Raw genomic sequence first — 22,532 nt, 5'->3', positions numbered from 1 at the left:
ATCATTGTTAATTACGCGGTTATCTCTCCGCCACGCGTCAGCGTAAACGCGTACTTATGATGACAGGTGCGTCGCAGGATAATTCCCGCAACAAGAACGACTCATCTGCAGGTGAAAGGGAAGTCGATGATCCGCTAATAAAGGGAGCGGAGTCGATCACAGAAATTCATCTGCCATGATAATAACGGATGAAAATTTGTGATGAGAATAGCATCGGTATTTTTTACCGTCTTGACCATTCGTATTCAGTAATAGAAATATATCTGTAATTGAAAACGATACCGCAAACTATTTCACATTTATTTAGATAATATATAGATACCGTCATATTCTTTTCCGTTTCATTTCAAGATGATTAATTTTAGGGATAAAATATGCATACAAAAACCGCTTATATTATGTGTTGCGTTCTTGGCATTCCTGCAGCCGGTCACGCGCTGACCTTTGATGTCAGGGGAGGATATCGGGCGGGAAGCCACTCTTACGAGTCCCGCTATAAGATCAGCCAGGGATGGGAAACAGGCTGGTGGGCGAGTATGGAGATGGATAACAAAAACAACAAAAATAACCATCAGGGCAACCAGGGTACCGACAGAGCTGATGGTTCCCATTCTTTTGGCGACAGCACGGTTGATTATAATGAAATAGAGGCCAACTATAGCTGGCCATTCGCCGATAAGTGGGTGTTTCAGCCTGGCGGCATCTATCACTGGAGCAGCAAAGGCACTCAGCTACGGCCTTATCTGCGCGTTAATTATAAAGCCACCCCCGACCTTACCTTTGGGCTGCGTTATCGCTATGACTACAACACTTATGAAACGGCAAATAGTGTCGGTGAGTCGCATCGGGATAGCGTCAATCGTCTGGATTTATATGTTGCCTATAAATTTAATGCGAAATGGAGCGCCTTATATCAAGGCACGGTCTATCGCCACGTCAATGACGACTATAAGTATAAAAATGATAAGTCTTCGGCGACAGAAAATGCGCTCACGCTACGCTATAAATGGAATGACTGGTTTAGCCCCTATATCGAATATGATTATCTCGGGAAACAGGGCTACCATGACGGCCAAAATAAAATCTCAGAATCACGGTATCGTATTGGCATGACGTTTACGCTATAACCTCACCCTGACGAGCAAGAATCAATATCGGCTAACATTAGCTGGCATAATATTGAATACTGCCCCGGCCCTGTCACGCCCTTTGGGCCGGGAACCTTCGCCGTTTAGCGATAAGGCCGCGTGGAAGCGCGCGGGATCAGCGTGGGTAGAGAATAGCGCTGAGGATTTTCCACATGGTTGCTTAACAGTAACTCGACAGCATGGCTGGCAAGCTGATCAAGCGGCGTTTTTACCGAGGTTAAGGGGATCGGCAGACGGCTGACCAAAGGAATGTCGTTATAACCCACCAGCGAAACGTCGCGGCCAATCTCCAGTCCGAGTCGATGTGCCGCCGCCATCACGCCGATCGCCAGGTCATCATTGACGGCGAAAATGGCGCTGGGGCGCGCAGGACTATTCAGTATTTCATAACCGGCGTTTTCACCGGCCACAATGGTAAAATCGGAATCTCGCCACCACTGGGGATTCACCTCGGCCTGTGCTTCCTGCATGGCGCGCAGGAAACCCTTTTGCCGGTTTAAGGTGCTCGATGAAAAATTCGGCCCGGCAATGATGCCGATTTCCCGGTGCCCTAAATCCAGCAAATGGCGGGTCGCCAGATAACCCCCCAGTTCGTCATCACCAATGGCCGATGGACTAATGCCGTCGGTGCGTAGCGCCAGAACATGGTTGATCTGTTTTTCCCGTAGCTGCTGGGGCAGGCGATCGCCCAGGCGGCAGGTGGAAAGGATCAGGCCGTCCACCCGGCGGTCTAACAGAGATTGCGTGGCGCGCTCTTCCGTTTCTGGATCGTTGCCACAGGTGGCCACGACCGTGAAATACCCATGGCGCGCAGCGGCCTGAGAGACGGCTTCATAGAACATCGCCGTCACCGTGTCAGTCAATCTGGGGACCAGTACGCCTATCGTGCCCGTATCACCGCGGCGCAGACTTGATGCCACGTAGTCACGTCGATAGCCCAACTGCTTCGCCGCTTCGCGTATTTTTTCAGCAGAAGGGCTGCGGGACGGGGGGAGACGTTCATCCAGCACGCGTGAAACAGTTGAAACACTCACGCCTGCAGCGCGTGCCACATCCTGCATCGTGATCGTTCTTCCATTTTGCTCTGAAGATGACTGATTTCCCATGACCGATTCCCTGTTTAAATTCAGCTGAGATTGTATTCGTAGTTATTTCGCCCACGCAACTTAATTGGCGTGAGCGGTAACAGGAAATAATGTGGGAAATAGATCACGTAATGCAGATTGATAAACATTTAAGCCGCTCTTTTTTGTGATTCGAATTGCATTTATTCGCAGAGCACCCTTGATCTTACGGAGTAAAGGGAAGACATTTCAATTCACTTGCAATCGTTCCTGCAATCGATTTCAAGAAGGGGATTTTATCATCTTTATCTGTTGAAATGTGTAAGGAGTTAACATGAAAGCACTTGATTTGCGTGGTATTGTTCCAGCCCCCGTTACCCCTTTTACCCGTGATGGACGCATCGATCATAAAGCGATCAAACGCTTAGGTTCCTGGCTTGGCAGCGTGAAAGGCGTGAAAGGTCTGGTGGTGCTGGGACATGCCGGGGAAGGTACCTTCCTGACGCATCAGGAGCAGGCCGACGTTATCCGTAGTTTTGTTGACTCGACCGAAGGCCGCGTGCCGGTCATCGCCGGTATTACTGGCGAAGGGACGGAAGTGGCGGCGCTGGAAGCACAGCGTGCCGTCGACGCTGGCGCCTCTGCTGGCCTGCTGTATCCTTCCCATGGCTGGCTGCGTTTTGGCTACCAAAAAGGCGCTCCGCAGGATCGCTATCGCGTGGTATACGAAGAGAGCGGCTTACCTCTTATTTTGTTCCAGTATCCGGATGTCACTAAAGCCACCTATAACCTCGAAACGATGCTGGATATCTCCGCGCAACCGGGAGTCTTTGCGATGAAAAATGGCGTGCGGAATATGCGCCGCTGGGATACGGAAATTCCGGTTATTCGCCGCGAACGCCCCGACTTACAGATCCTCAGCTGCCATGATGAATATCTGCTGCATACTGCTTTTGATATTGATGGTTTCCTGGTGGGGTATGGCAATATTGCGCCAGAACTCCTGTTAGAGCTGCTGGAAGCCGGTAAAGCGCAGGATTATGTGAAGGCCAAAGCGGTTCACGACCGTCTGCTGCCGGTCACCAGAGCCGTTTATCACCGTGGCTCACATATGGAAGGCACGGTCGCACTGAAACATGCTTTGGTTGAACGTGGCATTCTGGAACACGCGACCGTTCGTTCACCGTTGTTACCGCTGGAACCCGGCGCGGAAGAAGAGATCAAAGCGGCTATCCGTGAAGCAGGTATTAAAAAAGCGGTTATTTAATTCATTATTTGTATGTTAAACCCGTATTCAGCATGAATACGGGTTGGTTTTACCAGGGACTATCCGGTTTTATTTAATATATAAGGTTGGCCATATAATATTCTGTAAAGATAATATAATGAGGCTGTCATGAATAATTTAGAAAAAACATCTTCCGCTGTACCCGCACAAATAGAAAAACTTCCCTTCGCTCAATTAATTCGCCGTATTGGTCCGGGCATTGTTCTTACCGGAGTCGTTGTCGGCCCCGGCGCTATCACCACCGCGTCGATGTTAGGGGCGGACTATGGCTACTCTCTGCTATGGCTGCTGATCCCCATTGCCTTTATGGGGATCACATTTATGTTGACGACCTATCGTATCTCTATGCTCACCGGAATGCCGTCAATCGAGGCGATACGTCACTATTACGGTAAAGTCGCCTCGGGGTTTGTGGGGGTGGCTACTTTTTTAGCCTGTCTTTTTTTTACCATGGGGAATATCTCGGGGACCGGGGCCGGCATGAACCTGGTTTTCGGCATTGACTGGAAACTCGGTGCATTAATTATGATTGCGGTGATGATCTATTGCTATTTCTCTAAAGGCGTTTATTCCAAAGTCGAAAAAGGGATCACTATTTGTATTGTGGCAATGATTATCGCCTTTTATATCACCCTGGTGGGAACGGGGGGACCAGACTGGAAAGCCAGCGGCGAAGGATTAACGCATTGGATCTTTCCTGCGGGTAGTTTAGTCACCGCCCTGGGCTTTATCAGTACCAATGCCTCCCTGACGACCGGGATCTACGGGACTTACCTTGGCAAAGAGAAAAAATGGAAAAAAGATGACCTCTTTAATGGTGTGATGGTGGCGGATACCGTCGCCCATATTATCGGTGTGCTGCTGATCAGCGGGGCGATTATTCTGGTAGGAGCCATCGTCCTTTTTCCGCAGGGGATATCAATCAATACGCCGACGCAGCTGGCCGATTTGCTAACGCCAAGCATGGGGCGGGCGGCAAAATACATTATGGGTATCGCGTTATTGGGGGCGGGTTTCTCATCTCTACTGGGGAATACTCAGCGTGGGGTTGTGCTGCTCAATTCGGGGTTCAACAAATCTACCGGGCTGGAGAGTAAAGCGGTTCAGTGGGGATCCATGGTGGTGCTGGTGGTGGCGGGGTTAATCTGCTTTAGCTTTGGCGGTTCGCCGGTGCAGTTAATTTACTTAGCGAATGTGGCTACGGCGGTATCCACGCCGGTCGCCGGCCTGTTTATTTGTCTGCTGCTGTGGCGAAAGGATATTAATAAGGGATACAAGGCGCCACGGTTATTACAAATATGCATGGCGATCAGCTATCTCTTTTGTTTGTTGCTCACTCTCGTTGCGCTGATAAATACCTTACCTAAGTTTATGTCCTCTCTTTCAACCCTGTTTTGAGGTGGGGTATGGCAGATGCTGCGCGGTTAAGCGAAGGCTGGAATCAGATGCGTCCCGGCATGGGCGTTGTGCAAGTACGTATAACAGAGGGAAAATAAAATGGAAGAGACTGTTTTACTGGATGTGCAGAGAATACAGACCTCCGAACAGAGCAGCATTATTCTTCACTCTGTCCGGGCGGTTGATTTAGTGAATCACCTGGTACCTGAGTTACACCTCCTCGATAGTCACAGCGAGCCATACAACGCCCAAAAAACAGTGGTGAACTGCCTTTATGCCGGACAGCAGCTTGCCAGAGAACGGCGGGTTGTTTTGCCATTATTGCCAGAGTCGCTCTATTTGCTGGGCGGGGTGGTGATTGCTGCCGGGAAGACCATCGAGAAAAAAGAGGTTATTACCCATAATCGTCTGTGCGAAGAGGCCGGGAGGCTGCTGAAAGACGAGGCGGTATGGGAGAGTATCGACATTATAAGAAGTGTTGCTCTGCCTGTTTACCGCCGGCTGGTGAAAGAGCAGCGCACCCACGTCGCCTCTTTATTACAGGCCATGCTGCATATCCTTGCCTGGCGTAGCGAGAGTGGCTGGGCGCGGGACCAGGCGCAAAGAATACTATGGGCCGGGGGGGTGTTCGGAACGGCAGGCATCGATTCGCTAATCGATTTCGATCTGGCATTGGCAGAAAAAGAGATGACGTTCCCGTCATTGCGTGAATGGTTAACCGTGACGGCATTTCTGGCCCACTTCCCTGCGGGCCCGGTCTTTTCTGATTAACCACCACTTCCCGATAGCGCAATCGGGTTGTTACTGAGGCGGCAGGCACACGCCGATGCCGCCGATGCCGCAATAGCCGTGCGGGTTTTTATACAGATACTGCTGATGATCGTCCTCGGCATAGTAGAACGGTTTGGCGGTAGCGATCTCGGTAGTGATGTGACGGGTATCGTGCGCATCATTCATCGCCGCCTGGAAGCGGGCGAGACTGGCCTTTGCCGCTGCCGTTTGTTCCGGCGTCAGCGGGTAAATCGCCGAACGGTACTGGGTACCGTGATCGTTCCCCTGTCGCATGCCCTGCGCCGGGTCGTGATTTTCCCAGAACACCTGCAATAACTGCTCATAGCTAATCACCTGCGGATCGTAAACCACGCGCACTGCTTCCGCGTGTCCGGTCTGGCCGCTGCACACTTCGCGATAGGTCGGATTTGGCGTATAGCCGCCGGTATAGCCTGCGGCGGTGCTGTAAACCCCCGGCAATTGCCAGAACAGGCGTTCAACTCCCCAGAAGCAGCCCATGGCGAACAGCGCCACTTCCATCCCCGCCGGGACGTTGGTCATCGAGTGGCCGTTAACTGCGTGGAGCGTCGCCACTGGCATGGGGGTATTGCGTCCAGGCAGCGCATCCGCCTGGGCGACAAGATGCGTTTTATCAAATAGACTCACGGTTGGCCTCTCAATACAGAAATCGTCGTTAAGGTTGTAACGAAGCGTGTCTTTTAACACAATAAACACGCGTAATACGTCTAGATTAATACATAAGAATTATTTGGGTTATTGCCACTTTTTCAACCCTGGTTGTTAGGGTTTTGTTAAGCCGTGGAGCGGCGCCAGTGTTTCCTGTGGGGGGAAACAGGGATATTCAGGAGAAAATGTGCTAAAAATCCGCCAGTTATGTGTCACCAGCCTTTTGCTGGTCAGCGGGGTCGCCAGCGCAGCGAATGTGCGTTTGCAGGTTGAGGGATTATCCGGGGAACTGGAGAGAAACGTTCGCGCCCAGCTTTCCACGATCCAGAGTGATGAAGTCACGCCGGATCGTCGCTTTCGCGCGCGCGTCGATGACGCCATTCGCGAAGGTCTGAAAGCGCTGGGTTATTACGAGCCGACGATTGAATTTGATTTACGTCCGCCGCCGCAAAGAGGGCGTCAGGTGCTGATCGCCAAAGTGACCCCGGGTGAACCGGTGCGCATTGGTGGAACCGAGGTCATTCTGCGCGGCGGCGCCCGCACCGATAGCGACTATCTGGCGCTGCTAAAAACGCGTCCGGCCATCGGGACGGTGCTGAACCATGGCGATTATGACGGTTTCAAGAGCTCGTTGACCCGCGTCGCCCTGCGCAAAGGCTACTTTGACAGCGAGTTCAACAAAAGCCAGCTCGGGGTCTCCCTTGACCGCCACCAGGCGTTCTGGGATATCGATTACGACAGCGGCGAGCGCTATCGCTTTGGTCACGTCACCTTCTCCGGATCGCAAATTCGCGATGAATACCTGCAAAACCTCGTGCCGTTTAAAGAGGGCGACTACTACACCTCGCAGGATCTGGCCGAGCTAAACCGCCGCCTGGCGGCGACCGGCTGGTTCAGTTCAGTCGTGGTGGCGCCTGATTTCGCTAAATCACGGAAAACCAAGGTGCTGCCTCTGCAGGGCGTTGTTTCGCCACGCAAAGAGAACACCGTGGAAACCGGGGTTGGTTTTTCAACCGATGTCGGGCCGCGCGTGAAAGCCACGTGGAAAAAACCGTGGATGAACTCGTATGGCCACAGCCTGACCTCCAGCGTCAGCCTCTCCGCTCCGGAGCAGCAGTTCGACTTTACCTATAAAGTCCCGCTGCTGAAGAGCCCGCTCGAGCAGTACTATCTGATGCAGGGCGGCTTTAAGCGCACCGATCTTAATGACACCCAGGCCGACTCCACCACGCTTGGGGTATCGCGTTTCTGGGAGATGTCGAGCGGCTGGCAGCGGGCGATCAACCTGCGCTGGAGCCTGGACCACTTTACCCAGGCGAACGTCACCAACACCACCATGCTGATTTACCCTGGGGTCTCGGTGAACCGCACTCGCTCTCGCGGCGGTCTGATGCCCACCTGGGGCGATTCACAGCGCTACTCCGTGGACTACTCCAACACCATGTGGGGCTCGGACATCAACTTCATCGTGATGCAGGCCCAGGACGTCTGGATCCGTACCCTCTATGACCGCCACCGCTTTGTGGTGCGCGGCAACCTTGGCTGGATTGAAGCGGACAACTTTGACAAGGTGCCGCCGGATCTGCGCTTTTTCGCCGGGGGCGACCGCAGTATTCGCGGCTATAAATACAAATCTATCTCGCCGAAGGACGATGACGGCAAGCTGATCGGGGCCTCGAAGCTGGCGACCGGCTCGCTGGAGTATCAGTACAACGTCAGTGGTAAATGGTGGGGCGCCGTGTTTGTCGATAGCGGCGAAGCGGTCAGCGATATTCGCGAGAGCGATTTCAAAACCGGCGCCGGGGTGGGCGTGCGCTGGCAGTCGCCGGTGGGGCCGATCAAGCTGGATATCGCCCGGCCGATCGGCGACAAAGAAGAGCATGGTTTACAGTTTTACATCGGTCTGGGGCCTGAATTATGAGTTTATGGAAGAAGATAAGCCTCGGCGTCTTAATCGTGTTGGTGCTCCTGCTGGGCACCGTCGGGTTCCTGGTGGGGACGACCACCGGCTTGCATCTGGTGTTCAAAGCGGCGGATCGCTGGGTACCGGGGCTGGATATCGGCAAAGTCACCGGTGGCTGGCGTGATTTAACCCTCGATAATGTTCGCTACGAGCAGCCCGGCGTGGCGGTCACCGCCGGCCAGTTTCACCTCAGCGTCAGGTTGCGCTGCCTGTGGGACAGCAGCCTGTGCGTGAACGACATCGCGCTGCGCGATATTTACGTCGCTGTCGATACGAAGAAGATGCCGCCCGCCGCGCCGGTCGAGGAAGAAGACAGCGGGCCGCTGAATCTCTCCACCCCTTATCCGATCACCCTCAGCCGCGTCGCACTGCATAACGTCAACGTCAAAATCGACGATACCGCAGTGTCCGTGCGCGATTTTTCCACCGGCCTGAACTGGCAGGAGAAAAACCTGACCCTGACGCCGACCTCGCTGCAGGGGCTGCTGATCGCCCTGCCGAAAGTGGCGAAAGTGGCGCAGGAGCAGGTGGTCGAGCCGAAAATCGACAACCCGAAGCCGCAGGAAAAACCGCTCGGCGAGACGATGACCGACCTCTTCTCGCAGCCGGTGCTGCCGGCAATGACCGATGTCCATCTGCCGCTGAACCTCAATATTCAGGCGTTCCGCGGGGAACAACTACGCCTGACCGGCGATACCGACATCACCGTGTATAACCTGCTGCTGAAAGTCAGCAGTATCGACGGTCAGATGAAGCTCGACGCCCTCGATATCGACTCCGATCAGGGCAAGGTCAGCGCCTCGGGCCACGCGCAATTGCAGGATAACTGGCCGGTGGACATTACCCTCGCCGGAACGCTGAACGTTGACCCGATGAAAGGGGAGAAGGTGCAGCTGAAGGTGGGCGGCGAAGTGCGTAAAACGCTTAAGGTCGGGGTGGACTTAAGCGGGCCGGTCGCGGCCACGCTGCGCGCGGATGCGCAGCTGGCGGAGGCCGGGCTGCCGCTCAATATGGAGCTGAAGAGTAAGCAGCTCGCCTGGCCATTCAGCGGCGAGAAGCAGTTCCAGGCCGACGACGTCCAGCTGAAGTTTAGCGGCAAAATGACCGACTACGCGCTGGCCTTCTCCACGGCGGTGAAAGGTCAGTCGCTGCCGCCGGCGAAAATCACCCTCAACGCCAAAGGCAATGAGCGGCAGATTAATCTCGACAAGCTGACGGTCAACGCCCTGGAAGGGAAAACCGAGCTGAAGGCGCTGCTCGACTGGCAGCAGGCGATCAGCTGGCGCGGCGAGCTGACCCTCGATGGGATCAACACCGCCAAAGAGGTGCCGGACTGGCCGTCGAAGCTCAACGGCATGATCAAGACCCAGGGCAGCCTGTACGGCGGCAGCTGGCAGATGTCGGTGCCGGAGCTGAAAATTACCGGCAACGTGAAGCAGAACAAAGTGGATGTTTCGGGCTCGCTGCAGGGTAACAGCTATCTGCAGTGGAAAATCCCGGGCCTGCACCTGGCGTTAGGCCCGAACAGCGCCGATATCAAAGGTGAGCTTGGGGTGAAGGATCTTAACCTCGACGCCACTATCGATGCCCCGCATCTGGATAATGCATTGCCGGGGCTCGGCGGAACGGCGAAGGGGCTGGTGAAAGTGCGCGGCACCGTCGATGCGCCGCAGCTGCTGGCCGACATCACCGCCCGGGCGCTGCGCTGGCAGGAACTGACCATCGCCCAGGTCAACGTCAAAGGGGACGTGAAATCCACCGATCAGATTGGCGGTAATCTGGATGTGCGGGTAGATCGCATTAGCCAGCCGGGGGTCAATATCAGTTTGGTGCAGCTCAATGCCAAAGGTACTGAGAAGCAGCATGAGCTGCGGCTGCGCGTGCAGGGCGATCCGGTTTCCGGCCAGCTGACGCTGGCAGGCAGCTTCGATCGTCAGGCCGAACGCTGGAGAGGCTCGCTGAGCGATACCCGCTTCCAGACGCCGGTGGGGCCGGTAGCGCTGACGCGCAGCATTGCGCTGGACTATCGCAACCAGGAGCAGAAAATCAGCATCGGGCCACACTGCTGGACCAACCCGAACGCCGAGCTCTGCGTCCCTGAGACCATCGACGCGGGCGCCAGTGGGCGAGCGCGAGTGAATCTCAACCGCTTCGATCTGGCGATGCTCAAGCCGTTTATGCCGGAGGCGACCCAGGCCAGCGGCGTCTTTACCGGTAATGCCGATGTGAGCTGGGACACCACCAAAGAGGGGCTGCCGCAGGGCAAAGTGACCCTCAGCGGGCGCAACGTCAAGGTGACCCAGGTGGTCAATGACGCGCCGCTGCCGGTGGCGTTCGATACGCTGAATCTCAGCGCCGACCTGCATAACAATCGCGCCGAGCTGGGCTGGCTTATCCGCCTGACCAACAATGGTCAACTGGATGGGCAGGTGCAGGTCACCGACCCGCAGGGGCGGCGTAATCTCGGCGGCAACGTCAATATCAGCAACTTCTCGCTGGCGATGATCAACCCGATTTTCGCACGCGGCGAAAAAGCCGAGGGGAGGCTCAACGCCCGTCTGCGTCTGGGCGGCAACGTGAAAAGCCCGCAGCTGTTCGGCCAGATGCAGCTCAGCGGGGTGGATATCGATGGCAACTTCATGCCGTTTGATATGCAGCCGAGCCAGCTGGCGATGAACTTCAACGGCACGCGCTCGACCCTGCAGGGGACGGTGAACACCCGCCAGGGGCAAATCGCTCTCAGCGGCAACGCCGACTGGACGCAGATCGATAACTGGCGGGCGCAGATTGCGGCGAAGGGCAGCCGGGTGCGGATCACGGTGCCGCCGATGGTGCGTCTCGATGTGTCGCCGGACGTGGTGTTTACCGCCACGCCGAGCCTGTTCAGCCTTGATGGCAAGGTGGATGTGCCCTGGGCGCGGATCGTGGTCAACGAGGTGCCGGAGAGCGCGGTTGGCGTGTCTTCTGATGAAGTGATGCTGGATAAAAACCTCAAGCCGATTAATCAGCAGAGCGCCGGTATCCCGATCAACAGCAACCTGACGATCCACGTCGGCAACAACGTGCGTCTGGAAGCCTTTGGTCTGAAAGCGCGTCTGACCGGTGATTTGAAAGTGGCGCAGGACAAGCAAGGCTTGGGCCTAAACGGGCAGATCAATATTCCGGACGGCCGCTTCCACGCCTATGGTCAGGATCTGATTGTTCGCAAAGGGGAGCTGCTGTTCTCCGGTCCGCCGGATCAGCCGCTGCTGAATATCGAAGCGATTCGTAACCCGGATGCTACCGAAGACGATGTGATCGCCGGCGTTCGCGTCACCGGTTCCGCCGATCAGCCGAAAGCGGAGATCTTCTCTGACCCGGTGATGTCCCAGCAGGAAGCGCTGTCTTATCTGCTGCGCGGCCAGGGTTTGAGCAGCGGACAGAGCGATAGTGCCGCGATGACCTCAATGCTTATTGGAATGGGGGTTGCACAAAGTGGTCAGGTTGTGGGTAAAATCGGCGAGACGTTTGGCGTAAGCAATTTGGCGTTGGACACCGAAGGGGTAGGCGACTCTTCCCAGGTGGTGGTCAGCGGCTATGTACTGCCGGGTCTGCAGGTAAAATACGGGGTCGGTATTTTCGATTCCCTGGCGACGCTGACTTTACGTTATCGCCTGATGCCTAGGCTATATGTGGAAGCGGTGTCTGGCATTGACCAGGCGCTCGATTTGCTCTATCAGTTTGAGTTTTAGCAATGCGAATATTTGTTTACGGCAGTTTACGACGCAAACAAGGCAACAGCCACTGGATGACCAACGCTCAGTGGCTGGGCGCTCATAGTGTCAACGATTATCAGCTGTACAGCCTGGGCCACTATCCAGGCGCGGTGCCCGGCGAAGGCACAGTACATGGTGAAGTTTATCGTATTGATGCATCGACGCTAGCCGAACTGGATGCGCTACGCACGAAGGGGGGCGAGTATGCACGCCACCTCATTCAGACGCCTTACGGCAGCGCATGGATGTATGTGTATCAACGTTCCGTTGAGGGATGCACGTTGATAGCGAACGGCAACTGGTTGGATCGCGACCAGTATTAACCACGACAGCGCCACCTTCGGGTGGCGTTGTTTTTTATGCCCCGCTCCTACCAGAGCGGCAGACGATCCTTTGCCAGCCACATCGCGGAAGCCAGCGTCGTCAGCGCGAGAAATAATAATCGTCGTGTTGGGGTGCTGAACATTACATGACCTCCTCAAGCGTGGTATGGGGGGCGATATGCCGGAGGTAACGCCGCATCGCCGAGCGCATCTTCAGCCAGTCAGCCATCCGGTGTGACAATAACCAGGCCGTTGGGCCAATCAGCTCCAGTACCGCCAGTATCCCGCCAAAGCAGAGTAACAATAGGGACAGCATGTCCAGTGAATCCTGAACCTGCCACCAGACGCTCCGGCCTGACTGACGGGCACTGATAAGTTCAACAGCGAGAAATAGCAGATACATCACCAGCGCGAGGCCGTAAAACAGGTAATAGAGCAGCGCCAGTTGTCGGCGACCTGGATAGAGTGGATGGTTTTTTATATAAGCCGCGCCGTCGCTGGCATTGTATAGCGCGTGGATCGCATGGCTGTCGCGCTCGTACACGGCGACGAGGCGATCGCCACTGGCTATAAACGGTGGCTGACGACGATAGAGAATGGGATGCAGCGCGAAATTGGCGCAGCCTGCCTGCCACCAGAAGGCCAGCGGTACGGAGCCGCATTGTATCCCGAGGCCGTGATATTCCCGGGTTGGGTTGCCCGCATACCACTTCTTAAAGTGGGTATCGGTGATAATTTCTGTCTTAACGGCATAGCGTTCCGGCAGGGCTTGCGTAACAGGCATCGCCGACTGGCGGACGGCCCGCGCCGTTGCAGGTAGCCGCTGGCAAAACGAAAAGTCGCGGCGGCGGGCCATTGCCATCTTCGCCAGCAGATCGCGCATGGCGGGGTGCCGTTTTAGCGCCGGGTGGAACAGTCGCTCGCAGAGCCCTGTTAACAGTGCGATGAAGGCCAGTATCGCGATAATGCCGCAGCCGAATCTTCCCCATTCTGAGGTGCTCATCAAGAGCGGGATAAGGGAGACGATGAGCGTCAGCAGGCTGATAAGCAGTAACGGACGGGCCCAGCGCTTTACGCGTTGACTGGGCTCAAGGAGCGTTTCGCCATCGCTGAGCCAGTGGATCCAGTAACTGCCGTTGGGCAGGCGGCGTACGCCAAGATGCAGAGTCTGATTGATCTTCAGGCGGTCAAAAAGCGCGGGGTCTTTAAAATAGCGTTTATCGGTATAAAAGACATGTTCGCCGGCGATAAGGCGCAGATACCCTTGTTTTTCACAGGCGGCGGTCGTGAAGCCAGAACAGCTAAGAGTGAAATAGCGAGCGCTTTTCACGGGACACCCTCCATGGTGTTATCGCGGCTATCCGTGCCGCAATCAGGCAGGGCATGACCCTGCCTGAGACAGAATTACTTCTGCTTAGCGCGCTCGAAAGAGGCAACGATTTCAGCTTTCGCTGCTTCCGCGTTGTCCCAACCGTCGACTTTAACCCACTTGCCTTTTTCCAGATCTTTGTAGTGCTCAAAGAAGTGAGTGATCTGGGCTTTCAGCAGTTCCGGCAGGTCGTTCACATCGTTGATGTGATCGTATTCTTTGCTCAGCTTGGTGTGCGGTACCGCAACCAGTTTCGCATCTTCACCGGATTCGTCGGTCATCTTCAGAACGCCAACCGGACGGCAGCGGATAACTGAACCTGGTTCCAGCGGGTACGGCGTCGGGACCAGCACGTCAACCGGGTCGCCGTCCAGGGACAGGGTGTGGTTGATGTAACCGTAGTTGCACGGATAGAACATCGCCGTGGACATGAAACGGTCAACGAACAGTGCACCGCTCTCTTTGTCGACTTCGTATTTGATGGGGTCTGCGTTCGCCGGGATTTCGATCACGACGTAGATGTCTTCCGGCAGATCTTTGCCCGCAGGTACGTTGAGTAAGCTCATGTCTGTTTCCTTTAAAATGTATGGCAAACAAGTGCTCGGTATTATAGCCAACTCACATCGAAAGTCTTCGCTTCTTTTTCCCCATATCGCCGCGGAGTGCTCTGAATTTTGCGCGCAAAAATGACATGAAAATCCATAAACATAGCTACATCATGAATAAATTTATGTAAACGTTTTCATTGCATGTGATTGATTTATCAAACCGCTTAAAAAAACGTCATAAACCGCAACAGCTGCGCTCCTCGCGAAGCCTTATCGGCTCTCCGCTGGGCAAAGAGGCGAGCATTAACATTTCATTTACTTTTTTGAAGTGTGATGTAACGCATTCAGTTACATCACCGATTGTCTATAGTTTGTTCGCAGGTGAGACTTTAACCAACAATAACCCTACGAGGATACCCTTATGTGGAAGCGCTTACTTCTTGTCACAGCAGTTTCCGCAGCTATGTCGTCTATGGCGATAGCTGCCCCGCTAACCGTAGGTTTTTCGCAGGTCGGTTCTGAATCCGGCTGGCGTGCGGCGGAAACCAGCGTCGCGAAAGAGGAGGCCGCCAAGCGCGGTATCACCCTGAAGATCGCAGATGGTCAGCAAAAACAGGAAAACCAGATCAAAGCAGTGCGCTCCTTTATCGCTCAGGGGGTCGACGCGATCTTCATTGCACCGGTGGTGGCCACCGGCTGGGAACCGGTGCTGAAAGAGGCGAAAGAGGCCAAGATCCCGGTCTTCCTTCTCGACCGTTCCATTGATGTTAAAGATAAAGATCTCTACATGACCACCGTGACCGCCAACAACGTGCTGGAAGGCCAGCTGATTGGCGACTGGCTGGTGAAAACGGTCGACGGTAAGCCGTGTAACGTCGTTGAACTGCAGGGCACCGTTGGGGCCAGCGTGGCTATCGATCGTAAGAAAGGGTTCGCCGACGCGATTGCCAAAGCGTCGAATATCAAAATTATCCGCTCTCAGTCCGGCGACTTCACCCGCAGCAAAGGGAAAGAGGTGATGGAGAGCTTTATCAAAGCTGAGAATAACGGCAAAAACATCTGCATGGTCTTCGCCCATAACGATGACATGGTGATCGGAGCCATCCAGGCCATTAAAGAGGCTGGCCTGAAGCCGGGCAAAGATATCCTCACGGGCTCCATCGACGGCGTGCCGGATATCTATAAAGCCATGATCGCTGGTGAAGCCAACGCCAGCGTCGAACTGACGCCAAACATGGCCGGCCCGGCGTTTGATGCGCTGGAGAAATTCAAAAAAGACGGCACCCTGCCTGAGAAGCTGACCATTACCAAATCGACCCTCTACCTGCCGGATACGGCGAAAGAAGAGTTAGAGAAGAAGAAAAATATGGGCTACTGAGTGGGGAGCCCCTCATTCCATCCCTCTCCCCAGTGGGAGAGGGGGAAAAGCAGCGTTCCAGTAACCCCGAGAAGCCCAGCGCGACCCGGGGTAACCTGACATCATTTGAAGGTGACATCGATTATGAGCGCCGAGGCACACCAGGAGATCCTTCGCACCGAAGGACTCAGTAAATTCTTCCCCGGCGTTAAGGCGCTGGATAACGTCAACTTTAGCCTGCGGCGCGGCGAAATCATGGCCCTGTTGGGCGAAAACGGCGCCGGAAAATCGACGCTGATCAAAGCGCTTACCGGCGTTTATCATGCCGATCGCGGCACCATCTGGCTGGAAGGCCAGGCTATTTCGCCCAAAAATACCGCCCATGCCCAGCAGCTGGGGATTGGTACCGTCTACCAGGAAGTGAACCTTCTACCCAATATGTCGGTGGCGGATAACCTGTTCATCGGCCGTGAGCCGCGGCGGTTTGGCCTGCTGCGACGCAAAGAGATGGAGGCACGGGCGACGGCGCTGATGGCCTCCTACGGCTTTTCTCTCGACGTGCGCGAACCGCTGAACCGCTTTTCGGTGGCGATGCAGCAGATCGTCGCTATCTGTCGGGCCATCGACCTGTCGGCCAAAGTGCTGATCCTCGATGAGCCCACCGCCAGCCTCGATACCCAGGAGGTGGAGATGCTGTTCACCCTGATGCGCCAGCTCAGGGATAACGGCGTCAGCCTGATCTTCGTCACCCATTTTCTCGACCAGGTCTATGCGGTCAGCGACCGGATCACCGTGCTGCGTAACGGCAGTTTCGTCGGCTGCCGCGAGACCCGCGAACTGCCGCAGATTGAGCTGGTGAAAATGATGCTGGGTCGCGAACTGGACCACAATGCCCTGCAGCGGGCGGGTCGTACCCTGCTGAGCGATAAGCCGGTGGCGGCGTTTGAAGGCTACGGTAAAAAAGGCACTATCGCGCCGTTCGACCTGCAGGTCCGTCCGGGCGAAATTGTGGGTCTCGCCGGCCTGCTGGGTTCCGGACGCACGGAAACCGCCGAGGTGATCTTCGGCATTAAAACGGCGGACAGCGGGAAGGCGTGGATCAAAGGCAAACCGCAGACCCTGCGCTCTCCGCATCAGGCTTCCTGCCTCGGGATCGGCTTCTGTCCTGAAGATCGCAAAACCGACGGCATTATCGCTGCCGCTTCGGTGCGGGAAAATATCGTCCTCGCCCTGCAGGCGCAGCGCGGCTGGCTGCGGCCGATCCCCCGGCGCGAACAGAACGAGATCTCCGAGCGCTTTATTCGCCAGCTGGGGATCCGTACCCCGAGCGCGGAGCAGCCGATCGAGTTTCTCTCCGGCGGCAACCAGCAAAAGGTGCTGCTCTCCCGCTGGTTGCTGACCAAACCGCAGTTCCTGATCCTCGATGAGCCGACCCGCGGCATCGACGTCGGCGCCCATGCGGAAATTATTCGCCTGATTGAAACCCTCTGCGCCGATGGTCTGGCGCTGCTGGTCATCTCCTCTGAACTGGAGGAGCTGGTGGGTTACGCCGATCGGGTCATTATCATGCGCGATCGCCGACAGGTAGCGGAGATCCCGCTCGCCGAGCTCTCTGTACCGGCGATCATGAACGCTATTGCGGCATAAGGAGTAACTCATGATGCCTCGATCTCTTTCGCAAACCGGCCCTGAGAAGCGACGCTTCAGCTGGCCGAAGGGCACCCCACAGATCATTGCCTTGCTGCTGGTTCTGCTGGTCGACAGCCTGGTCGCGCCCCATTTTTATCAGGTGGTGCTCCAGGACGGCCGCCTGTTTGGCAGCCCGATCGATATTCTTAACCGCGCCGCCCCGGTGGCGCTGCTGGCCATCGGCATGACGTTGGTGATAGCCACCGGCGGTATCGACCTGTCGGTGGGGGCGGTAATGGCGATTGCCGGCGCGACGGCCGCCTCGATGACCGTCGCCGGGCACAGCCTGCCGGTGGTGGTGCTGGCCTCACTGGGGGCCGGTGCGCTGGCCGGTCTGTGGAACGGTATCCTCGTGGCGATCCTTAAGATCCAACCTTTCGTGGCGACGCTGATCCTGATGGTGGCCGGACGCGGGGTGGCGCAGTTAATCACCTCGGGGCAGATCGTCACCTTTGATTCCCCGGCCCTGGCATGGCTCGGCAGCGGATCGTTTCTGCTGTTCCCGACGCCGGTGATCATCGCCGCCGCCACGCTGCTGCTGTTCTGGCTGTTTACCCGTAAAACGGCGCTGGGCATGTTTATCGAAGCGGTGGGGATCAACATTCGCGCGGCGAAAAATGCCGGCGTGAATACTCGTATCGTGGTGATGCTGGCCTATGTGCTGAGCGGCGTTTGCGCAGCGATTGCCGGGATCATCGTGGCGGCGGATATACGCGGTGCGGATGCTAATAACGCCGGGTTGTGGCTCGAACTGGACGCCATTCTGGCGGTGGTCATCGGCGGCGCCTCCCTGATGGGTGGGCGCTTCAACCTGCTGCTGTCGGTGGTGGGGGCGCTGATTATCCAGGGGATGAATACCGGGATTTTGCTCTCTGGCTTCCCGCCGGAGCTCAACCAGGTGGTGAAAGCGGTGGTGGTGCTGTGCGTACTGATTGTCCAGTCGCCGCGCTTTATCGGTTTACTGAAAGGGGTACGCGGCCATGATAAAACGTAATTTACCGTTGATGATCACCCTGGCGGTGTTTGTGCTGGGCTACCTCTACTGCCTGACGCAATTCCCCGGCTTTGCCTCAACGCGGGTGATCTGCAATATCCTGACGGATAATGCCTTCCTTGGGATCATCGCCGTCGGCATGACCTTTGTGATCCTCTCCGGCGGGATCGATCTGTCGGTGGGGTCGGTGATCGCCTTTACCGGCGTCTTCCTCGCCAAAGCGATTGGCTTTTGGGGAATATCACCGCTGGTGGCGTTTCCACTGGTGCTGGTGATGGGCTGTGCCTTCGGTGCGTTTATGGGGTTGCTTATCGACGCGCTAAAGATCCCGGCTTTTATCATCACGCTCGCCGGCATGTTTTTCCTGCGCGGCGTCAGCTATCTGGTGTCGGAGGAGTCGATTCCGATTAACCATCCGGTCTACGACACCTTGTCCGGGCTGGCATGGACCATCCCCGGCGGCGGTCGTCTCAGCGCCATGGGGCTATTGATGCTGCTGGTGGTGGTGGCCGGTATTTTTGTGGCCCATCGCACCCGCTTTGGTAACCAGGTGTATGCCATCGGCGGCAACGCAACGTCAGCGAATTTAATGGGGATTTCGACTCGCAGCGCCACGATCCGTATCTATATGCTTTCCACCGGGCTGGCGACGCTGGCCGGGATCGTCTTTTCCATTTATACCCAGGCAGGCTATGCGTTGGCGGGCGTCGGCGTGGAGCTGGACGCAATTGCCTCGGTGGTGATCGGCGGCACACTGCTCAGCGGCGGTGTTGGCACCGTGCTGGGAACGCTGTTCGGGGTGGCGATTCAAGGGTTAATTCAGACCTACATCAACTTCGACGGCACCCTCAGCTCATGGTGGACGAAAATCGCTATCGGTATTTTGCTGTTTATCTTTATCGCACTGCAGCGTGGGCTGACCGTGCTGTGGGAAAATCGGCAGAATGCGGCGGTGACGCGGGTGAGCGGAGCGGGGAGTCGCTAACAGGGAACTCCCTTCCCGCAAGGCGGGAAGGGAGGGCAGGGATCAGGCGTCCGGGAACGCTTTAATGAAGTTCTCGACGTCTTCAACCATGTGGTTGTTACCGACAAAGAAGGAGCGGCGCTGGTGCAGGCTTTCCGGGATAATATCCAGAATACGCTCTTTACCGTCGCTGGCCTTACCGCCCGCCTGTTCGGCGAGGAAGGCCATCGGGTTGCATTCATACAGCAGGCGCAGCTTGCCGTCCGGGTGGCTGGCGGTGCTCGGATACAGGTAGATGCCGCCCTTCAGCAGGTTACGGTGGAAGTCCGCCACCAGCGAGCCGATATAGCGTGAGGTATAAGGACGCTGAGTCTCTTTGTCCTCTTCCTGGCAGTACTTAATGTACTTCTTCACGCCCTGCGGGAATTTGATGTAGTTGCCTTCGTTGATGGAGTAGGTATTGCCCTTCTCCGGGAAGCGCATGCGTTCCTGACACAGACAGAAGACGCCGAGGGACGGGTCGTAGGTGAAGGCGTGGACGCCGCAGCCGGTGGTATATACCAGCATCGTCGAAGAGCCGTAGACCACATAGCCCGCGGCCACCTGCCTGTTACCCGGCTGCAGGAAGTCTTCTTCTGTCACCGGCGTGCCGACAGGCGTGACGCGGCGGTAGATAGAGAAGATCGTTCCGACAGAGACGTTAACGTCGATGTTAGAGGAGCCATCCAGAGGGTCCATCAGCACCACGTATTTGGCGTGTTCACACCCTTCGAAGACAACAATTTCATCTTCTTCTTCAGAGGCGATCCCGGCAACAATATCGCGTGCTCGCAGTGCGGCTTTTAATTTTTCATTAGCGAACAGATCGAGTTTTTGCTGAACCTCGCCCTGAACGTTTTCAGCACCGCTGGCACCCAGGATATCGACCAGACCGGCCTTGTTGATATCGCGGTGGATGATCTTGGCGCCCAACTTTATTGCTGACAACAAAGCAGTCAGCTCACCGGTGGCGTGGGAGAACTCGTGCTGCTTTTCAACAATAAACTCACCTAACGTTTTCATAACTCGTTCCCTGCATTTTTATGTTGAGTAAAACGAACGCAACAATCTTAACAAAGAATCAAAAAAGTGCGCACTGGTGAATCGCGCCAGCAAAATACAGATTCGCCTGAAATGCATTTCGCCAGGGCCCGGGATATGGGTAAAATGTGCCCCGGATAAGAGAAGGAAATGACGAATGCGCATTCATATTTTAGGAATCTGTGGCACGTTTATGGGGGGCCTGGCCATGCTGGCGCGCTCCCTCGGTCATGAGGTAACAGGGTCGGATGCTAACGTCTATCCGCCGATGAGCACCCTGCTGGAAAACCAGGGGATTGATTTAATTCAGGGTTATGACCCCAGCCAGCTGGATCCCCGGCCAGATCTGGTGATCATCGGTAATGCCATGACTCGCGGCAACCCGTGCGTTGAAGCGGTACTGGAAAACAATATTCCGTATATGTCCGGCCCGCAGTGGCTGCACGACTTCGTGCTGCGCGATCGCTGGGTGCTGGCCGTCGCCGGGACACACGGCAAAACCACCACTGCCGGGATGGCGACCTGGATCCTCGAAGCCTGCGGCTATAAACCGGGCTTCGTGATCGGTGGCGTACCGGGTAATTTCGAGGTCTCTGCGCGTCTGGGCGACAGCCCGTTCTTCGTCATTGAAGCGGATGAATACGACTGTGCCTTCTTCGACAAGCGCTCCAAGTTTGTTCACTACTGCCCGCGGACGCTGATCCTCAACAACCTTGAGTTCGATCACGCGGACATCTTTGACGACCTGAAGGCGATTCAGAAACAGTTCCACCATCTGGTGCGCATCGTGCCGGGCAAAGGCAAAATCATCCTGCCGGAGAACGACATCAACCTGAAGCAGGTGATGGCGATGGGCTGCTGGAGCGAGCAGGAGCTGGTGGGCGAGCAGGGTCACTGGCAGGCGAAGAAACTGAACGCCGACGCCTCGCAGTGGGAAGTGCTGCTCGACGGCGAAAAAGTCGGCGAGGTGAAGTGGGCGCTGGTCGGCGAGCATAATATGCATAACGGCCTGATGGCGATTGCCGCGGCGCGTCACGTCGGGGTACTGCCGGCGGATGCCGCGAACGCGCTGGGCAGCTTTATCAACGCCCGCCGTCGCCTGGAGCTGCGCGGTGAAGCCAACGGCGTCACCGTGTATGACGATTTCGCCCATCATCCGACGGCGATCCTCGCCACGCTGCAGGCGCTGCGCGGCAAAGTGGGTGGCACCGCGCGTATTCTCGCCGTGCTGGAGCCGCGCTCTAACACCATGAAAATGGGCGTTTGCAAGGACGATCTGGCGCCGTCGCTTGGTCGCGCTGATGAAGTGTTTCTCCTGCAGCCGCAGCATATTCCGTGGCAGGTGGCTGAAGTGGCGGAAGCCTGCGTCCAGCCGGCCCACTGGAGCGCCGACGTCGATACCCTGGCAGACATGGTGGTCAAAACCGCCCACCCGGGCGACCATATCCTGGTGATGAGCAACGGCGGCTTCGGCGGCATTCATCAAAAGCTGCTGGATAAGCTGGCGCAAAAAGCGGCCGCGGCAGAGTAAGGGCGAACGCCTCCGATCACTGCCCTCCGCGTGAGGGCAGTTTTGTTTTCGCCACCAGGGATTGTGCCATGCTGATCTGCGAAAGATTACGTTCTACCGACTCGCCCCATTTCGCCACGCTGGACGCGCTCTACGCGCGCGCCTTTCCGTGGCACGAGCAGCGCGAAAGCGAGGCCAAACTTCAGGCGCTGAGCAACCCGCACTACGCGCTGGAAGCGTGGTTCGATGACGGCGTATTTATCGGCCTCAGTGGCTGCTGGCAGTTTGCCGGCTACGGTTATATCGAACATCTGGCGATCGACGATACGCTGCGCTCCCGCGGCTATGGTAAACAGCTGCTGGCGCAGATCCTGACGCGCGCGCCGCTGACCATTCTGGAAATCGATCCGCTGACGACGGCGATCGCTCACAAACGGCTGCGTTTTTATCAGTCGATGGAATTTCATGCCAATGCGTGGGCGCATCATCACCCGAGCTATCATCAGGGCATCGCGGATCATGAGCTGTTGGTGCTGAGCTACCCGCAGCCGATCGATGAGCGACAGTACCAGCAGTTTGCCCGGGATCTCGGGCGCGAGGTGATGGGGCGGGAGTAGCCCGGAA

The 22,532-nt window shown here is 56.3% G+C and carries 18 protein-coding genes; 13 read left to right on the top strand and 5 right to left on the bottom strand.

The annotated features are described in order from the left end of the window. Positions 1-374 precede the first annotated feature (374 nt). On the top strand, positions 375-1,127 hold the full coding sequence (locus CWM54_RS21325; protein ID WP_100698419.1) for an oligogalacturonate-specific porin KdgM family protein: 753 nt from the start codon (positions 375-377) through the stop codon (positions 1,125-1,127). 104 nt (positions 1,128-1,231) lie between these two features. Here the strand turns inward: CWM54_RS21325 and CWM54_RS21320 are convergent, their stop codons facing one another. Beyond that, positions 1,232-2,254: a LacI family DNA-binding transcriptional regulator gene (locus tag CWM54_RS21320; protein ID WP_023339457.1), complete on the bottom strand. Its 1,023-nt coding sequence runs from the start codon at positions 2,252-2,254 to the stop codon at positions 1,232-1,234. 292 nt (positions 2,255-2,546) lie between these two features. Between CWM54_RS21320 and CWM54_RS21315 the strand changes: the two genes are divergently transcribed. From CWM54_RS21315 to CWM54_RS21305, 3 genes are all read left to right on the top strand, one after another. Next, complete coding sequence (locus CWM54_RS21315; protein WP_100681702.1) at positions 2,547-3,479, top strand: dihydrodipicolinate synthase family protein; 933 nt, start codon at positions 2,547-2,549, stop codon at positions 3,477-3,479. A gap of 129 nt (positions 3,480-3,608) precedes the next feature. Continuing rightward, on the top strand, positions 3,609-4,898 hold the full coding sequence (locus CWM54_RS21310) for an Nramp family divalent metal transporter (protein ID WP_100698417.1): 1,290 nt from the start codon (positions 3,609-3,611) through the stop codon (positions 4,896-4,898). Between the two features lie 99 nt (positions 4,899-4,997). Then, positions 4,998-5,669: a hypothetical protein gene (locus tag CWM54_RS21305; protein WP_100698415.1), complete on the top strand. Its 672-nt coding sequence runs from the start codon at positions 4,998-5,000 to the stop codon at positions 5,667-5,669. 30 nt (positions 5,670-5,699) lie between these two features. Here CWM54_RS21305 and msrA read toward each other — a convergent pair whose 3' ends face one another. Further along, positions 5,700-6,335: a peptide-methionine (S)-S-oxide reductase MsrA gene (gene msrA / locus CWM54_RS21300; protein WP_008807152.1), complete on the bottom strand. Its 636-nt coding sequence runs from the start codon at positions 6,333-6,335 to the stop codon at positions 5,700-5,702. Between the two features lie 208 nt (positions 6,336-6,543). Here msrA and tamA point away from each other — a divergent pair, with 208 nt between their 5' ends. From tamA to CWM54_RS21285, 3 genes are read left to right on the top strand one after another with little or no spacing between them, the layout of a single operon-like run. Further along, positions 6,544-8,277: an autotransporter assembly complex protein TamA gene (gene tamA / locus CWM54_RS21295; RefSeq protein ID WP_100698413.1), complete on the top strand. Its 1,734-nt coding sequence runs from the start codon at positions 6,544-6,546 to the stop codon at positions 8,275-8,277. Then, entirely contained in the window at positions 8,274-12,050 is a 3,777-nt protein-coding gene (gene tamB / locus CWM54_RS21290) for an autotransporter assembly complex protein TamB (protein WP_100698411.1), read from the top strand. The genes tamA and tamB overlap by 4 nt, the downstream gene beginning before the upstream one ends. Positions 12,051-12,052: 2 nt before the next feature. Next, on the top strand, positions 12,053-12,397 hold the full coding sequence (locus tag CWM54_RS21285) for a gamma-glutamylcyclotransferase (RefSeq protein ID WP_008807149.1): 345 nt from the start codon (positions 12,053-12,055) through the stop codon (positions 12,395-12,397). 142 nt (positions 12,398-12,539) lie between these two features. Here the strand turns inward: CWM54_RS21285 and CWM54_RS21280 are convergent, their stop codons facing one another. Beyond that, a complete protein-coding gene (locus CWM54_RS21280) occupies positions 12,540-13,727 on the bottom strand; it encodes a hypothetical protein (protein ID WP_100698409.1) in 1,188 nt (395 codons plus the stop codon). Positions 13,728-13,801: 74 nt separating this feature from the next. Then, the gene (ppa, locus tag CWM54_RS21275; RefSeq protein ID WP_061155991.1) at positions 13,802-14,332 is read right to left on the bottom strand and encodes an inorganic diphosphatase; all 531 of its coding nucleotides are present in this window, start codon (positions 14,330-14,332) and stop codon (positions 13,802-13,804) included. A 403-nt stretch (positions 14,333-14,735) separates the two neighbouring features. Between ppa and ytfQ the strand changes: the two genes are divergently transcribed. The 4 genes from ytfQ (at position 14,736) to yjfF (ending at position 19,339) form a co-directional block, all read left to right on the top strand. Beyond that, positions 14,736-15,692, top strand: a complete 957-nt coding sequence (ytfQ, locus tag CWM54_RS21270; RefSeq protein WP_100698407.1) for a galactofuranose ABC transporter, galactofuranose-binding protein YtfQ — start codon at positions 14,736-14,738, stop codon at positions 15,690-15,692. A 123-nt stretch (positions 15,693-15,815) separates the two neighbouring features. After that, complete coding sequence (gene ytfR, locus CWM54_RS21265) at positions 15,816-17,318, top strand: galactofuranose ABC transporter, ATP-binding protein YtfR (RefSeq protein ID WP_100698404.1); 1,503 nt, start codon at positions 15,816-15,818, stop codon at positions 17,316-17,318. Between the two features lie 10 nt (positions 17,319-17,328). Then, positions 17,329-18,354, top strand: coding sequence for a galactofuranose ABC transporter, ATP-binding protein YtfT (gene ytfT / locus CWM54_RS21260; protein WP_023323521.1), 1,026 nt, complete (start codon positions 17,329-17,331; stop codon positions 18,352-18,354). Continuing rightward, positions 18,341-19,339: a galactofuranose ABC transporter, permease protein YjfF gene (yjfF, locus tag CWM54_RS21255; protein ID WP_002886825.1), complete on the top strand. Its 999-nt coding sequence runs from the start codon at positions 18,341-18,343 to the stop codon at positions 19,337-19,339. Before ytfT ends, yjfF begins: the two co-directional genes overlap by 14 nt. Before the next feature lie 42 nt (positions 19,340-19,381). Here the strand turns inward: yjfF and fbp are convergent, their stop codons facing one another. Further along, positions 19,382-20,380 (bottom strand): class 1 fructose-bisphosphatase, encoded by a 999-nt coding sequence (gene fbp, locus CWM54_RS21250; RefSeq protein WP_008807144.1) that lies wholly within the window; start codon positions 20,378-20,380, stop codon positions 19,382-19,384. 175 nt (positions 20,381-20,555) lie between these two features. Here fbp and mpl point away from each other — a divergent pair, with 175 nt between their 5' ends. Both mpl and CWM54_RS21240 read left to right on the top strand, forming a co-directional pair. After that, complete coding sequence (gene mpl, locus CWM54_RS21245) at positions 20,556-21,929, top strand: UDP-N-acetylmuramate:L-alanyl-gamma-D-glutamyl-meso-diaminopimelate ligase (RefSeq protein ID WP_061155989.1); 1,374 nt, start codon at positions 20,556-20,558, stop codon at positions 21,927-21,929. A gap of 68 nt (positions 21,930-21,997) precedes the next feature. Then, positions 21,998-22,525, top strand: a complete 528-nt coding sequence (locus CWM54_RS21240) for a GNAT family N-acetyltransferase (RefSeq protein WP_100698402.1) — start codon at positions 21,998-22,000, stop codon at positions 22,523-22,525. Positions 22,526-22,532 lie beyond the last annotated feature (7 nt).

Source organism: Klebsiella sp. D-Nf1, assembly GCF_002810515.1.
In the GTDB taxonomy this organism is placed as follows: Bacteria; Pseudomonadota; Gammaproteobacteria; order Enterobacterales; family Enterobacteriaceae; genus Klebsiella; species Klebsiella variicola.
Note: the sequence above shows the minus strand (reverse complement) of the source record. Positions and strands in the feature narration are given on the sequence as shown.

Coding starts and splice junctions, on each gene's coding strand:
- ytfR (WP_100698404.1), top strand. CDS start 15,816: ATGAGCGCCGAGGCACACCAGGAGATCCTTCGCACCGAAGGACTCAGT.
- tamB (WP_100698411.1), top strand. CDS start 8,274: ATGAGTTTATGGAAGAAGATAAGCCTCGGCGTCTTAATCGTGTTGGTG.
- CWM54_RS21325 (WP_100698419.1), top strand. CDS start 375: ATGCATACAAAAACCGCTTATATTATGTGTTGCGTTCTTGGCATTCCT.
- CWM54_RS21310 (WP_100698417.1), top strand. CDS start 3,609: ATGAATAATTTAGAAAAAACATCTTCCGCTGTACCCGCACAAATAGAA.
- yjfF (WP_002886825.1), top strand. CDS start 18,341: ATGATAAAACGTAATTTACCGTTGATGATCACCCTGGCGGTGTTTGTG.
- CWM54_RS21315 (WP_100681702.1), top strand. CDS start 2,547: ATGAAAGCACTTGATTTGCGTGGTATTGTTCCAGCCCCCGTTACCCCT.
- CWM54_RS21320 (WP_023339457.1), bottom strand. CDS start 2,254: ATGGGAAATCAGTCATCTTCAGAGCAAAATGGAAGAACGATCACGATG.
- mpl (WP_061155989.1), top strand. CDS start 20,556: ATGCGCATTCATATTTTAGGAATCTGTGGCACGTTTATGGGGGGCCTG.
- CWM54_RS21240 (WP_100698402.1), top strand. CDS start 21,998: ATGCTGATCTGCGAAAGATTACGTTCTACCGACTCGCCCCATTTCGCC.
- fbp (WP_008807144.1), bottom strand. CDS start 20,380: ATGAAAACGTTAGGTGAGTTTATTGTTGAAAAGCAGCACGAGTTCTCC.
- ppa (WP_061155991.1), bottom strand. CDS start 14,332: ATGAGCTTACTCAACGTACCTGCGGGCAAAGATCTGCCGGAAGACATC.
- ytfT (WP_023323521.1), top strand. CDS start 17,329: ATGATGCCTCGATCTCTTTCGCAAACCGGCCCTGAGAAGCGACGCTTC.
- CWM54_RS21305 (WP_100698415.1), top strand. CDS start 4,998: ATGGAAGAGACTGTTTTACTGGATGTGCAGAGAATACAGACCTCCGAA.
- ytfQ (WP_100698407.1), top strand. CDS start 14,736: ATGTGGAAGCGCTTACTTCTTGTCACAGCAGTTTCCGCAGCTATGTCG.
- CWM54_RS21285 (WP_008807149.1), top strand. CDS start 12,053: ATGCGAATATTTGTTTACGGCAGTTTACGACGCAAACAAGGCAACAGC.